Origin of the sequence: Foliimonas ilicis, from assembly GCF_039939195.1 — a bacterium.
Taxonomy (GTDB): domain Bacteria; phylum Pseudomonadota; class Alphaproteobacteria; order Rhizobiales; family Rhizobiaceae; genus Foliimonas; species Foliimonas ilicis.
In genome coordinates, this window is sequence record NZ_JBDUUH010000010.1 from 160,449 (window position 1) to 173,813 (window position 13,365).

At 58.8% G+C, this 13,365-nt stretch carries 15 protein-coding genes; 1 reads left to right on the forward strand and 14 read right to left on the reverse strand.

The window, feature by feature from the left end:
- Positions 1-10: 10 nt before the first annotated feature.
- The 7 genes from ABFT80_RS20375 to ABFT80_RS20405 form a co-directional block, all read right to left on the reverse strand.
- Positions 11-1,525, reverse strand: coding sequence for a tripartite tricarboxylate transporter permease (locus ABFT80_RS20375; RefSeq protein WP_347973781.1), 1,515 nt, complete (start codon positions 1,523-1,525; stop codon positions 11-13).
- 14 nt (positions 1,526-1,539) lie between these two features.
- On the reverse strand, positions 1,540-2,001 hold the full coding sequence (locus tag ABFT80_RS20380) for a tripartite tricarboxylate transporter TctB family protein (protein WP_347973782.1): 462 nt from the start codon (positions 1,999-2,001) through the stop codon (positions 1,540-1,542).
- 50 nt (positions 2,002-2,051) lie between these two features.
- A complete protein-coding gene (locus tag ABFT80_RS20385) occupies positions 2,052-3,017 on the reverse strand; it encodes a Bug family tripartite tricarboxylate transporter substrate binding protein (RefSeq protein ID WP_347973783.1) in 966 nt (321 codons plus the stop codon).
- Between the two features lie 243 nt (positions 3,018-3,260).
- Complete coding sequence (locus tag ABFT80_RS20390) at positions 3,261-4,187, reverse strand: dihydrodipicolinate synthase family protein (protein WP_347973784.1); 927 nt, start codon at positions 4,185-4,187, stop codon at positions 3,261-3,263.
- A complete protein-coding gene (locus ABFT80_RS20395; RefSeq protein ID WP_347973785.1) occupies positions 4,184-4,888 on the reverse strand; it encodes a ribonuclease activity regulator RraA in 705 nt (234 codons plus the stop codon). Before ABFT80_RS20395 ends, ABFT80_RS20390 begins: the two co-directional genes overlap by 4 nt.
- Positions 4,889-4,905: 17 nt before the next feature.
- Complete coding sequence (locus ABFT80_RS20400; protein WP_347973786.1) at positions 4,906-5,691, reverse strand: SDR family oxidoreductase; 786 nt, start codon at positions 5,689-5,691, stop codon at positions 4,906-4,908.
- 134 nt (positions 5,692-5,825) lie between these two features.
- Positions 5,826-6,014, reverse strand: a complete 189-nt coding sequence (locus tag ABFT80_RS20405) for a hypothetical protein (RefSeq protein ID WP_347973787.1) — start codon at positions 6,012-6,014, stop codon at positions 5,826-5,828.
- Positions 6,015-6,056: 42 nt separating this feature from the next.
- Between ABFT80_RS20405 and ABFT80_RS20410 the strand changes: the two genes are divergently transcribed.
- Complete coding sequence (locus tag ABFT80_RS20410; protein WP_347973788.1) at positions 6,057-6,275, forward strand: hypothetical protein; 219 nt, start codon at positions 6,057-6,059, stop codon at positions 6,273-6,275.
- Between the two features lie 15 nt (positions 6,276-6,290).
- Here the strand turns inward: ABFT80_RS20410 and otnC are convergent, their stop codons facing one another.
- From otnC to ABFT80_RS20445, 7 genes are read right to left on the reverse strand one after another with little or no spacing between them, the layout of a single operon-like run.
- Complete coding sequence (gene otnC / locus ABFT80_RS20415) at positions 6,291-6,932, reverse strand: 3-oxo-tetronate 4-phosphate decarboxylase (RefSeq protein WP_347973789.1); 642 nt, start codon at positions 6,930-6,932, stop codon at positions 6,291-6,293.
- Positions 6,929-8,185, reverse strand: coding sequence for a 3-oxo-tetronate kinase (gene otnK / locus ABFT80_RS20420; protein WP_347973790.1), 1,257 nt, complete (start codon positions 8,183-8,185; stop codon positions 6,929-6,931). Before otnK ends, otnC begins: the two co-directional genes overlap by 4 nt.
- A gap of 18 nt (positions 8,186-8,203) precedes the next feature.
- Positions 8,204-9,481, reverse strand: coding sequence for a TRAP transporter large permease (locus tag ABFT80_RS20425; RefSeq protein WP_347973862.1), 1,278 nt, complete (start codon positions 9,479-9,481; stop codon positions 8,204-8,206).
- Positions 9,481-9,999: a TRAP transporter small permease gene (locus ABFT80_RS20430; RefSeq protein WP_347973791.1), complete on the reverse strand. Its 519-nt coding sequence runs from the start codon at positions 9,997-9,999 to the stop codon at positions 9,481-9,483. The genes ABFT80_RS20425 and ABFT80_RS20430 overlap by 1 nt, the downstream gene beginning before the upstream one ends.
- A complete protein-coding gene (locus ABFT80_RS20435; RefSeq protein ID WP_347973792.1) occupies positions 9,996-10,667 on the reverse strand; it encodes a cyclase family protein in 672 nt (223 codons plus the stop codon). Before ABFT80_RS20435 ends, ABFT80_RS20430 begins: the two co-directional genes overlap by 4 nt.
- Positions 10,668-10,683: 16 nt before the next feature.
- The gene (locus ABFT80_RS20440; RefSeq protein ID WP_347973793.1) at positions 10,684-11,688 is read right to left on the reverse strand and encodes a TRAP transporter substrate-binding protein; all 1,005 of its coding nucleotides are present in this window, start codon (positions 11,686-11,688) and stop codon (positions 10,684-10,686) included.
- A 38-nt stretch (positions 11,689-11,726) separates the two neighbouring features.
- A complete protein-coding gene (locus tag ABFT80_RS20445) occupies positions 11,727-13,118 on the reverse strand; it encodes an NAD(P)H-dependent oxidoreductase (protein ID WP_347973794.1) in 1,392 nt (463 codons plus the stop codon).
- Positions 13,119-13,365: the final 247 nt, after the last annotated feature.

Genomic DNA, 13,365 nt, shown 5'->3' on the forward strand with positions numbered 1-13,365 from the left:
ACGACTTTCTTCAAAGAGGTTTGGGCGCGCCGGGACGCAAGCGATTCAATACCAGCTTGTTGAAGAGCGGCAGAAACACAAGTGATGCGGTAGCCAGCAGCAGGAACAGTGCAATTGGCCTTTCGATGAAAATCATCGGATTGCCATCCGACGCTATCAGCGCGCGGCGTACGCCCTGTTCGAGAATTGGCCCCAAAACGAGGCCCAGAACTGTAGGCACTGCCGGATATTTAAGCTTTGCGAAAACGAACCCAAGCACGCCAAATGTCAGCGCAACCCAAATGTCGAAGATGCTGTAATTAATGGAGTAGACGCCATACAGAACGATGCCCGAAACTATGGGAAACAACACCGCCATAGGCACGTAGACGATCGTCGCAAGGACAGGGGTCAGCACGATCGTCAGGATGACGAGCATGAGATTCCCGGTATAGAAGGTTCCGATAACCGGCCAGATGAAGTCGGCATGTTCCTGAAACAGCAGCGGACCTGGCTGCAGCCCGAGCATCAAAAGGCCGCCGAGCATGACCGCCGTGGTGCCGGAACCGGGGATGCCCAAGGTGAACAGCGGGATCATCGCGGCATAGGAAGCCGCGTTGTTGGCTGCCTCCGGCGAGGCCACGCCTTCGATCGCTCCCTTCCCGAATTTCTCCGGCTCCTTTGAAAGCTTCTTGGATGCGGCGTAGGAAAAGATCGTTGCCGCCGTTGCCCCTGCCCCTGGCAGAACACCGATAACAAACCCGATCACCGAGCCCAGCAAGAGATCCTTCCAACACACGATCATGTCGTAGAGCCGGGGGAACAGAGACCTGAACGTATAGGTCGGGACGAAATTACCTTTTTGCTGGCGTTCTCCGATGGCTGCAAAAATCTCCCCGAGCCCATAGAGCCCGATCGCGACGACGGAAAATTCGATACCGTCCATCATTGCAAAACTGTCGAAGGTAAAGCGGGGCGCACCCGTTACCATGTCGAGGCCGATCATTCCCAGCCAAAGGCCGATGGCGAGCGCCGCAAAGCTTTTCCAAACGTCATCACCGCCCAAGACCGTGGAGAAGGTCAGCGCCATGATCATGAGAGCCGTCATTTCGGCAGGCCCGAATTCCACAGCAAACCGTGCAAACGGTGCAGCAAGTGCCGTGAACATGACAATTGCGAACAGACCGCCGACGAACGAGGCAAAGACGCTCATCCCCAATGCTCGGCCGGCCTCTCCCTTGCGCGCCATAGGATATCCGTCGAGCGTCGTCATCATGGATGCGCTTTCGCCCGGAATTCCCAGCAGGATCGAGGTGACGGCACCACCATACATCGCGCCGTAATAGACGCCCGCGAGGCCTGCCATCGCGACCGTAGGTTCGAACTTGATGACGACTGGCAGCAATATAGCTACGGCTGCGGCTGGACCGAGCGCAGGAAGAACACCGACGGCAAGTCCCAGAAGAACGCCGATCAATGTCGCCAGCAATGCCTGATAGCTGAGCGCTACAGAAAGACCATGACCGAGAAGAGTTAGAGTTTCCATATTTGCAGCTCCAGTCAGAAAATACCACGGGGCAAAGGAATCCGAAGCGCGTAGTCAAAAAGCAGCCAGGCGAAGAAGGTGAACCCAAAGGCAACGGACAGAAGAACAAGCCAACCTGCCGTCTTGCGCGGACGCTCGATCACGAAGGCAACCGCGCCCACATAGATCGGGGTAAGCACGAGCATTCCGACATTTTCGACGACAATCAGAAAAACGACTGTCAGCGCGACGATGGCAGCAACCGGTGCCAGCGGCGCCAGCTCCAGTACATCAGTGGTGGTGCGGTTGCCTCGAATGAACCCGCCAAGAATTCCACCGGAGGAGACGACGAGAAGCGCTCCGCTGAGTGCAGGGAAAAAACCTGTTCCGGTCACGGCGGGGCCGAATATTCCGTACTGAATTGCGCGGATGACGATGAACAGGCCGAAACCAAAGAGCAGGGCGGCGAAGCCGGTCTCCAGACGATTGATACGCATGATACCTCCAGGGATGCAGAGGCGCCGCTCTTGAAGCGGCGCGCCGTTGCTCATTTGATGGCCTGAACGGTCTTCATGTAGGCTTCATACATGGCACTCTGTTCCGGCATCCGGGCCGCGAATGCAGCACTGTCGAGGAACAGCGGCAGCGAACCGTTACGTTCGATATAGTCCTTCTTCCAGCCGTCGCTTTCGGCCACTTTTTTCATGATCTCTTCCCAGAAGGCCACCGCTTCCTTTGGAACATCGAGCGGCATCACCATGCCGCGAAGCTGCGTCACCACGATATCCTGACCAAGCTCGGTGAAAGTAGGAACGTCCGGCAATGTCGGCAGTCTCTCGGCAGAGCTGACGGCGATCGCACGCAACGACCCCGCCTGTACCTGACTGAGAACCTCCGACGGATTACCGAACTGGACATCGATGTGCCCGCCCAGAAGCGCGGCAAGCACCTCGCCGTCGCCACCAAAGGGCACAGCGCGCACTTCGATGCCAAGGGCATCGCGGAGCTGCGCACCGATAAGGCCCGGATCGGTTACCACGCCCGTCGTGCCGATCCTGATTGAAGCTGCTTCCTTGATGTCATCGAGCGACTTGAAAGGCGATTCAGCCTTGACCGTCATGACGTAAGGATCTTCGGCAATCGCGGCAATCGGCGTGAAATCCTTGTAGCTGACGGGCGACTGACCCAGCAGCGGCGTCGTAAAGAAGCTCGATCCGATCGTGCCAACGAAATACGGATCGCCTTTTCGCTGCGCGACGAAATTATAGCCGACGGCACCGCCGCCGCCTGGACGATTCTCGACCAGAATTCTGTTCGGCAGAAGATTTTCCTGCTGAATGATGTTCGCGATTGTCCGCGCGATGATATCGCTGCCGCCGCCCGCCGATCCCTGCACAATCAACGTTACTTCACGCTCAGGATATGGTTGAGCGGCAACCGGCGATGCCGCCAGTAGAACTGCAATTGGAGCAACAGCACATATGCGGGAAAACCCGCTCGAAAAGATTCCCATGATTTCCTCCCAATCCAATGGATTTGCCATTTGGATAATTGTATCCAAGTATCCATTGAAGGTTTTTGCAAGCGTTTTTTTCTCGTCGACCTTACTTTTTTGCTGAAATAATTCCGGATTTTGCACACCATGGGCATGTGAGCTTTGGCAAAGCGCCAGTGATCCCCCTGAAAGATACCAAATGCAGAAAGCCCGGAGTGGGCGCTCCGGGCTTCTATTTAGATGGGCAAGTAGCAGCTTCGCTTAGAGTGCGGCGCGCTTGTCGTGCCTTGCTATACGAGAAAGCAGATAATCGACCTCCGACCTGGCAACAGGTGTGAGCATCCCGGCTGGCTTGCGCTGAAAATCCGACCTTATCACGCCGCGTCTCAGCAGAACGTGTTTGCGAATCGCAAGCCCTATACCGAGTTGTTGCTCATAACGTATCAGTGGCAGATGCGCGTCGAAGAGATCATGAGCCTCGTCTCTCTTTCCGGCTTCAAAAAGCCCGATCAGTTCCACCAGCATATCGGGGAAGCCATAGCCGGTCATGGCACCATCGGCCCCCCGCTCCGGCTCGAAATCGAGGAACAGCGCACCATTGCCGCAAAGAATCGAGAACGGCCGCAGTTCGCCCGCTTTCTGCATGGCGCGCAACTTCGATACTTTTTCCAATCCCGGCCAGTCCTCATGCTTCAGCATCAGGCAGGAGGGATGATCGGATATGATCTTCGCGATGACACTTGCCGAAATAACGACGTTAAGCGTCAGAGGATAATCCTGCAGAACCCACGGCACATCCTCGCCCACCGCCTCCACGGCCTGCGCGAAATAGTTGACGATCTGCTCGTCCGTCCGCAGCGCCGGCGTCGGTGCAATCATGACACCTGCAGCGCCCATATCCATCGCATCGCGAGCCAGTGACCGCATAGCCGCGAAGCCCGGCGCGGAAACGCCGACGATGACCGGCACTTTCGCCCGCGAAACGACCTGCCTGATTATGGCTCGCGATTCAGTTGGTTCGAGCTTCGGCGCCTCTCCCATAATTCCAAGGATCGTGATGCCGGTACAGCCGCTGTCCTGATAAAAATCAGTCAGCCTGTCTATTGATGGGGAGTCCAGTGAACCGTCCGGCATGAAAGGCGTCGTTGCGATCGCATAGACACCCTTCGAAGCACTGCTGAATGTCATTGAGAGTCCTTCCATGCCTGATAGCGCGCCTTCGTTTCGGCATTCATCGGATAAAGACCCGGCAGCGGCACGCCACGATCGACCTCTGTCATGATCCACGCTTCCATCCGCTCCTGTTCCGGCGCTTCGGCCAGAACTGAATCGAGAAGCTTAGCCGGGATCAATACAGCGCCATCCTCATCCACCACCACGATGTCGTCCGGGAAAACGGCGACGCCGCCGCAGTCGATCGGCTCTTGCCAACCCACGAAAGTCAGTCCCGCCACCGATGGCGGCGCGGCCACGCCATTGCACCAGACATCCATACCGGTGCCAAGCACACCTTCGGCATCGCGTATCACGCCATCCGTAACCAGTGCGGCAACGCCCCGCTTGACCATACGTGCGCAGAGTATGTCACCGAAAATCCCGGCATCGCTCACCCCCATGGCGCCGGCGACAGCAATGCAACCTTCCGGCATCGCCTCGATCGCGGCACGCGTCGAGATAGGCGACGCCCAGCTTTCCGGCGTTGCAAGATCTTCGCGCGCAGGCACAAAACGCAGCGTGAAAGCCTGGCCGACCACGCGCCCCTGCCCTGGCTTCAAAGGCTTGGTGCCGCGCAGCCAGACATTGCGCAATCCCTTCTTTAAAAGCACCGTCGTCAGCGTTGCGGTGGAAACGCCCTTCAGCGTTGAAACGATCTTCGGGTCAAGCGACATGGAATACCTCTGAATTTTCAAATGCTGTTGATAAGCCCGCCATCGATGCGGATGACAGAACCGGTTATGTAAGAAGCGCGTGGGCTGGCAAGGAAAGTGACAGCGTCGCCATATTCCCTCGGTTCTCCGTAGCGTCCAACAGGAATGGAACCGGTGCTTTCGGCAGTCACATCGGCTACCGGCCGATTTTCGCGTTTGGCCTTCTGCTCGTCGAGAAAGACAATGCGGCCTGTTGCTATTCGTCCTGGCAGAACGATGTTTGCCGTGATGCCGTCCCGGCCTATTTCTCTCGAAAGCGTTTTCGACCAGCCGACAAGCGCCAGCCGTAGGCTGTTGGAAATGCCGAGATTGGCGATCGGCGCCACCACGCCTGACGATGTCGACGTAATGATGCGCCCCCAGCCGCGCTCGCGCATGCCGGGCAATACGGCATCCGTAACTGCGATGACCGAGCGCACCATGCTGTCGAAATATTTCGACCAGTCGGCAGGCGATTGCCCGGCTGCTGGAGTAGGCGGCGGGCCACCGGTATTGTTGACCAGCACATCGACCTGGCCGAACTTGTCTGAAATCGTTGCCAGTCGTTCCTCTATAACGCCAAGGTCCGCAATGTCCCAGGCGAGAGCCGTGGCACGGCCGCCTTCGGAAGATATGGTATCGGCAGTGGCCTGTGCGGCTTTCTCATCTATATCGGCAGCCACCACCGACGCGCCTTCTGCGGCCAGCGAACGGGCAATTGCGCCGCCCAACCCGCCACCGGCGCCGAATACGAGCGCCGTCTTTCCGTTCAATTGAAGATCCACGACTTTCCTCCGTTTTCGGAAGTGAATATGCCGTGACAGGGAGGAAGGGAAAACCTGCCCTTTCCTCCTTTAAAACAATAGAAAAACTATCGATTGATATTCGAACGCGGAAATTCCGAGCTTCTCGCTGGCGCTCAGAACTTCCACGTCAGGTCACCCCTGACGCCCTGATTGACCGAACCTTTCGCGAGCTGGCACGTATAGGAAAGGCTGGCGCTGATATTGGCAGTCGCGGCGATGCTCAACCCCGCGTCGAGGACGAATGCATCCTTGGCAAACGGCGCGCCTTCAACGGTGAAAGGAGTGCCACCGGCGAAAGCCAAAGTCGTTTCCGGCGAAACGTCACTGACGGTCCTGTCGAGTTGATGATCGTGGATTACCGGCTTGAAGATAATGTCGTCGGCCCCGAAGCCGTCCGCGACCTGTCACTTTACCTGAAACACTCGGTCCCGGTCATCATCCTGACCGGCGACACATCCCCCTCACGCCTGAAAGAAGCAGCCGCAAGCGGCTATCGGTTGCTGCATAAGCCAATCGATGGCGACAGGCTGCTGGAAGCGATCAACGAGATTTTCAATGGGTGACGATCAAGACCGCTATCAGGTTTTCCGCAGCCCAGCTGCCTGCTCGGTCGTCAGCGGGCGAATGTCGCGGCCATGCAGCATCAGGAAAATACGCGCCGTTTCCTCGAGTTCCTCGGTCGCATATTGCGCTTCGCGCAACGTAGCGCCCGCCACGACGGGTCCGTGATTGGCCAGCAGCACGGCATGGTTATCCGTAGCCAGCTCCTTCACCGCAAGCGCCAGCTTTTCTTCTCCCGGAGCAAAATAGGGTACGAGCGGGAGCCGCCCGACGCGCATCACATAATAGGCCGTCAATGGCGGCAGCACATCGCGTGAGTCCACATCCGACAGAATGCTTACCGCAACCGAATGGGTAGAATGGAGATGCACCACTGCTCCCGCCGTCTTGCGCTGGCAATACATGCAGGAGTGCAGAAACGCCTCCTTGGTCGGCTTGTCGCCATCCAGGAACACGCCCTCCGCCGTGAAGCGCGAAAGGCGCTCCGGCAACAGGGAGCCGAGCGAGGCGTTGGTCGGCGTCATCAGCATTGTGCCATCGCTCAGGCGGGCGCTGATATTGCCGGTCGATCCGAAGGTCAGCCCGCGATCGAAGATGGATTTTCCAACTGCGCAGATTTCATCACGCAATCGCGTCTCTTCGGAGAGGATAGAAGTCATCGAACCATATCCCAGGCTTTGAGAAAGAAGTCATCGCCTCCGAAATTACCGGATTTGAGAGCGAGGGAAACTGGCGCATCGCCTTTCGAAACAACCCAGGGAACGCCGGGATCGATTTCGGGACCGATAGCGACGGCCTTGGCGCCAAGCGCATTAACGACCGCGCCCGAGGTTTCGCCGCCGGCAACGATAAAGCGTGTGTAGCCGCGCCCCGCAAGTGCCGTCGCGACGGAGGCCAGCAAATCCTCGACCACCGCACCGGCCTCCAGACGCCCAAGCTTTTCCTGCGCAGTGGCCACCACTTCCGGGTCAGCGCTGGAATAGACGAGCGGTGGATAGGCGGCCTGACTGTTGTTCGTCACAAATTCGATAACCGCATCGCTGCCGACACGCCCCGCAGCAATGTCCAGTGCATCCAACTGCATCGCCGGCACACCGGCTGCCTTGGCGGCCGCGATCTGGCGCCGGGTCGCTGCCGAACACGAGCCTGCCAGAATAACACCATCACCGGCCGTCGGATTGAACCCAGCGCTTGCAGCCGCCGGGCCGAGCAGGCCCTGCCTGCGGAAATTTTCGGGCAAGCCGAGCGCAACGGCGGAGCCTCCGGTAACGAGTTTCATCTCGCTGACCGCGGTTCCGATGATGCGCAGATCGTCTTCGGTGATAGCATCGACAATCAGAATGCCTTCGCGCGCAGCAAACTTCTCCGCGAGCGCATCGCTTCCTGCACGCACTGTTTCATGATCGACCAATGATACGGGACGGCTGGTCTGTCTTTGCAGGACGCGGACGAGATTGGCATCCCGCATCGGGGTTAGCGGATGATCGCACATCGGGCTGTCGGACAAAAGCGCGTCACCGACAAAGAGATGCCCCTTGTAGACCGTGCGGCCATTGGCGGGAAAGGCCGGACAGGCGATGCTGCGTGTCTCGCCGGTCAGTTTCATCAACGCATCCGCCACCGGACCGATATTGCCTTCATCGGTGGAATCGAAGGTCGAGCAGTATTTGAAGAACAACTGGCGCGCGCCAGCGGCCAGCAGAACCCGCGCGGCGGCCAGCGATTGCTCGACCGCCTCGTTTGCCGGGATCGTGCGGGATTTGAGCGCCACGACGACAGCGTCTGCGTCGCCGAACTGCGCCGGATCGGAAGGCACGCCGATAACCTGGATCGTCCGCATGCCCTCCCGCGAGAGGATCAGGGCAAGGTCGGTGGCTCCCGTCAGATCGTCCGCAATCGCACCAAGCAGCATTTCGTGCCTTCCTATTTCTTAGTAGAGCCATCTCGCAGGCGTGATCACGATCTGCGGGAACAATATAAGCAGAGCGAGAAGCACCAACTGGATCAGGATAAAGGGAGCTGCCCCTTTCACAACCTCGATGTATCTGATCTTGGCGATAACGCACACGACATTCAAAACCGCACCGACCGGAGGCGTGATCAGCCCAATGGCTGCCGTCATGATGAAAATCACGCCGAAATAGACAGGATCGATGCCAGCCTGCTTGACGATCGGCAGCAATACCGGCGTCAAGATGAGGATCGTAGGGATGAAGTCGAGCGCCGTTCCCACCGCTATCACCAGAAGGGTGATGACGATCATCAACAGCAGCGGACTTTCCCGCAAAGGTCCGAGCCAGGCAGCGATCTCGCCTGGCACATTGGCGATGGCGATCATGTAGGCCGTGATGCTTGCCGCAGCAACGAGGAACATAACTGCCGCCGTGGTGCGAACGGTGGCGACGAAGCAATCATAGAGGCGTTGAAGCGAAAGCTCCCGATACACGAAGAAGCCGGTGAAGATCGCATAGACGCAGGCAACCACGCCAGCCTCGGTGGGGGTGAACACACCAAACTTCAGACCACCGACGATGATCAGGGGAAGGATGAAGGCGAAACCCGCGTCGAGTGCGGCCTTGCCGATCTCTCTGGCGGAACGGCGCGGGAATACCGAAGTCTCCTCCTTGCGGCTCAGCCACCACCAGGCGATTGCCAGCGCGAGCCCCATGAGAATACCGGGGACGATACCGGCCATAAACAGCCGCGTGATCGAAACGCCGCCAGCAACGCCAAAGACGATATAGCCGATCGAAGGCGGCAGGACCGGCGCGATGATGCCACCTGCGCCGATCAGCCCGCCCGAGCGGCCCATGTGATAACCGGCGTCGCGCATGATCGGCATCAGCATGCCCGCAAGCACGGCGGTATCGGCAATCGCCGAACCCGAAAGGCTGGCCAGCAAAATCGCAGTGACGATGGCGACATAGCCAAGGCCGCCGCGCAGATGCCCCACCAGCGCCAGCCCGAAATTGACGAGACGGCGCGACAGCCCGCCCGCATTCATCGCTTCGCCTGCAAGCAGGAAGAAGGGAATGGCGAGCAGCGGGAAGCTATCGGCTCCATTCGTCATCTGCAGCGCGATCGACTGCCAGTCGAGCGCACCGAGATACCACATCATGGCAACCCCGCTCAGCAGCAGGCCGAAGGCGATGGGCACACCGATCAGAATCGTGGCCAGCAAAACCCCGATGAAAATGAGAAGTACGATCATGAATGATCATCCGTTTCGGTCGCACCGGACGAAAGCAAAGCACCCAGCATATCGATGAAAGCGATCACGCTAATCGCAACTCCGGCAAGGAATGGCGCGGCATAGGTAAGGCCGGTCGGGAGCCCCGATACCGGTGCGATATTGGACATGTTGGCCACTGTCTGGCTGAAGGCGCCATGAGCGAGGATGCCGCTGCACACGACGATGCCGATATCGGCAAGGATGCGGCAGACGCGCTTGCCCGCGGGCGACAGGGTGGCGGTGAGCAGATCAACGCCCAGATGTTCGCTGCGGCGGGCAACCAAAATCGCGCCCATGAAGGAAATCCAGACGAACATCATTCGCGATATTTCGTCGGTGACGGTGATACCACTGTCGAATGCATAGCGCATAACCACATTGGCGAAAACCAAGGCCACCATTCCCGCCAGCACAGCCACCAGAGCGGCCTCAAGGGCGCGAAAGCCGAAATCGGCGATCTTGAGCAGCGTGGTGCCTACATGACCGGTTGTCACAGCACATTCCCCTCTATGGCGAACACCCGCGCAGGCGCGCCATCAGCATTCACGATCTTGAGGGGGGCTGCGCACAGAAGCGGTCGCTTCTCGCGCAAAGCAACGGTGTTGACGACATATTCGATCAGCGTGACGCCTGCGCGCAAAAGGATGTCATGCGTCACATGCTCCTCATCGGGAACGCGTATATTGTCCAGTAGAAGCCGGATCGGATAATCCTGCGGGAAGTCCACGGCGAGCGCCTTGGGCTTGAGTTCAAGAAGCCACTGCGCCGCCTCGCGTGTCAGCCAAGGCGCCTCGGTCCAGAACAGTCTTGTCTGATAATCACGCTTCAGATCCCACTGCGTCGCCAGCAGCAGAATGTCGCCTTCTTCGCCGCCGGGGTCGGCTGCAGCAAGGGTGGCAGGCTCGATCGCCGTATTGGCCTCTACAGCCGACAGGTCGAAGACGCGGCAGCGGCCGACGACCTGTTCAAGCGGTGTCGCCTCGATAGTGGGCGCACCATCGATGAAATGAGCTTGCGCATCGACATGCGTGAAGCCGTGGCAGGTGATGGCCAACCGCGTTACGCGAAACTGGTCTCCGGCGGACTTGTCGCCCTTGACCGCTATCTCTGGCTGCCATCGGAAATGCCCGCTCACAGGCATGCTCAGATCAACGATGCGCATAGTCTCTATTCCCTTGTCAGTCAGCCAGTGCGGCGATGCGCTCAGGCAGTTCCGGACCGAACCTGGCGGCGAAGTCCTCGCGAACCGTGTCCGCCACGATAGCGCGGAACGCCTCGCGATCTGGGTTCTCCACCGTCTCCATGCCCTCCTGTTTCAGCGTCTCCAGGCTGGTCACTTCACGCTCGGCATTCATCTCGCGCTGTCTCTTGGCAGCTTCCTTGGCCGTTTCCAGAAGAGTATTGCCAAGCTCTTCGCCCAAGGCCTCAAACTTGGCTTGGTTCATCACCAGCGGCGACGTCGTAAAAGCATGCTGTGTCAGCGAAAGATAGCGCTGAACCTCGAAGAATTTCGAGTTCAAAATCAGCGTCGTCGGGTTTTCCTGCCCGTCGATTGAGCGCATTTCCAGCGCCGTGAAAAGCTCGGTAAAGGCCATCGGCGTCGGTGCTGCACCGAGCAGTTCGAAAGCCTTGATGTGCGCCGGATTGGGCGTCGTGCGGATTTTCAAACCATGCAGATCCGCAGGCGTCGTCACCGGGCGACGGCTGTTAGTGACGTTGCGCCAGCCGGTTTCCCAGGTTGCCAATGCAATCAGGCCTGCATCGGAGAAGCCTGCGCGCAACTCGTCTCCGATGGCACCGTCAAGGACCGCCGCGACATGATCACGATCCTTGAAAATAAAGGGCAGGTCGAGAACGTTCAATTGCGGAACCAGCCCCGTGAAGAAGGGATTTCCCGTAACCATCATGTCGAGCGTGCCTGCACGCACCGCGTTAATCATGGTAGAATCGCTGCCGAGAATACCGTTTGGAAACAACTGAACGCCAAGCGCGCCGCCGGTCCGTTCCTTCAGGGCTTCGTTCATCCACAGGCCGACATCCTGCCAGCTATCCGTATCGGGGTGGGGATGGGCGAGACGCAATGTCTGCGCAGCGCTCGCCCGCGCCAGATGAGGCATGCCGAGCATTGTCGCAGCCGTACCAGCTCCAGCAAGAAGACTACGTCGAGTAAGGTTCAATTTCATGGTTCCTCCCATGTCGGTTCGTGTGAGGTGTTGATGGATTATCTGCTTGCGAAGAAATGTGCATCCTGAAGACGGCGCAGTTTCATAAGCTCGCTGTTTTCAGGAATTTCGAGATCGGCCATCCTGATCGGCTCACCCTGCTTGACCGAACGCGACAGACGCTTGTTCGAGGCAAGGTAGAAGGGTGCCGGCGCTTCCGGCACAAGCGGACCGGCTGGCAGCATCATCGATGAAACGCCCTCGATCGAATGGTGATGGCCACCCATAGCAAGGGTAGTACCCGCAACCAGATCGACATCGGCAACCGCCACAAGATCGACATGGTGGGAAGGCTCGATCGACCCGGTGGAAACATTGTTCATCCCGGCCGCCAGAATGCTGGTTGCAGCTTCGAGGCCGAGAAGATGGCGCGGGATATAGACCATCGCGGCGTTGCCGTCGCGGCTTACCACATGCCCCTTCTCTTCAAGCATCTTCCAGGTCGGGCGATCTTCGCAGCGCACCACCACAAAAACTCCACCGGCAAAGCTGATGCCGCCGGGATCGCGCAGGCAGTGAAACACCTCAAGCTTGCGCTGACCGGAAAGGATTCCGCCCTCTGAGACCTCGCATAGAATGGTCGGGACTTCGTCGATACGGGCGATCGGCGCATGAAGCTGCGGACGATCGGGCGCGAAGCGGACCGCGTTGGCAACGACCGAAAGCTCGCACAAATCCGGCACCGCACGCTGCGGCAGGGCGGATGCTGCCCGCGAGCGCGCCTCGGCTACCAGCGAACTGTCACGCCCGTCCAGATGCGAATATTCGCCGAACTCCGGTGCCGAAACAGTGCTGCCATTGCTCGTCAGCGTTCCGGCGGACGCATCGAAGATGAAATCGTATTCGCTCGACTTGCCCGCCGCGATGATCTCGAAACCAAGTGTCTCGGCCCAACTTATCAATCCGATCAGCAGACTCGGCTGATCGCCGTCGACAGGCGTGACGACCTTGCCGCGCGATCTGGCCATAACGGCAAGTCCGGGACCAACGACGCTGTCGACTTCCTTTGAAACCAGAGCGAGATGCCTCCCGGCTTCGATTGCCAGCCGCGCATGCCGCGCTCCAGCCTCCGGGTGTCCGGTGGCCTCCACGACGACATCTACGGGCAGACCGGCAACATGCTCGAATGCACCGGCGGCGATGAAGGCACCTTCGTTCCAAGCCTTTTGCGCTTCTTCGGGGCTCTCGCAGACGCGAATGTCTTCGCGGGTGATACCGACGGCCAGCATGGCCTGTACTGCCGTTTGCGCATCGACATCGACGGCAACGCGGGCGCGCATGAGAGGCACCCGCAAACCCTGCGCGAGAAAGCTCCGTCCGAAGCCGCCCGTTCCGATAATGCAGGTCTCGATGAGACGGTCGCTGGCATTGAAGTATGCGTGATAATTCATCGAGAAATTTCTTCGTCTTCCTGAAAATCGTCCTATGCCGCGAACGGCCTCGAATTTAACCCCGGATCGAGTGAGACGGTAGTATCCGTCCTGCGCCTCCCTCTCTCCCCTGTATGCGCGACCTCACTGCATGCAATCGCAGCCTCAGCGTGAACTCGGGCAGCATGTTTTGGCGCAGTTGTCGCGTATCGGGGCCTCCTGAGAGCGCTATTGCATGCAATACAGGCAGGCTGTCAATGGGCTTGTG

Coding starts and splice junctions, on each gene's coding strand:
- ABFT80_RS20375 (WP_347973781.1), bottom strand. CDS start 1,525: ATGGAAACTCTAACTCTTCTCGGTCATGGTCTTTCTGTAGCGCTCAGC.
- ABFT80_RS20380 (WP_347973782.1), bottom strand. CDS start 2,001: ATGCGTATCAATCGTCTGGAGACCGGCTTCGCCGCCCTGCTCTTTGGT.
- ABFT80_RS20385 (WP_347973783.1), bottom strand. CDS start 3,017: ATGGGAATCTTTTCGAGCGGGTTTTCCCGCATATGTGCTGTTGCTCCA.
- ABFT80_RS20390 (WP_347973784.1), bottom strand. CDS start 4,187: ATGACATTCAGCAGTGCTTCGAAGGGTGTCTATGCGATCGCAACGACG.
- ABFT80_RS20395 (WP_347973785.1), bottom strand. CDS start 4,888: ATGTCGCTTGACCCGAAGATCGTTTCAACGCTGAAGGGCGTTTCCACC.
- ABFT80_RS20410 (WP_347973788.1), top strand. CDS start 6,057: ATGATCGTGGATTACCGGCTTGAAGATAATGTCGTCGGCCCCGAAGCC.
- otnC (WP_347973789.1), bottom strand. CDS start 6,932: ATGACTTCTATCCTCTCCGAAGAGACGCGATTGCGTGATGAAATCTGC.
- otnK (WP_347973790.1), bottom strand. CDS start 8,185: ATGCTGCTTGGTGCGATTGCGGACGATCTGACGGGAGCCACCGACCTT.
- ABFT80_RS20435 (WP_347973792.1), bottom strand. CDS start 10,667: ATGCGCATCGTTGATCTGAGCATGCCTGTGAGCGGGCATTTCCGATGG.
- ABFT80_RS20440 (WP_347973793.1), bottom strand. CDS start 11,688: ATGAAATTGAACCTTACTCGACGTAGTCTTCTTGCTGGAGCTGGTACG.
- ABFT80_RS20445 (WP_347973794.1), bottom strand. CDS start 13,118: ATGAATTATCACGCATACTTCAATGCCAGCGACCGTCTCATCGAGACC.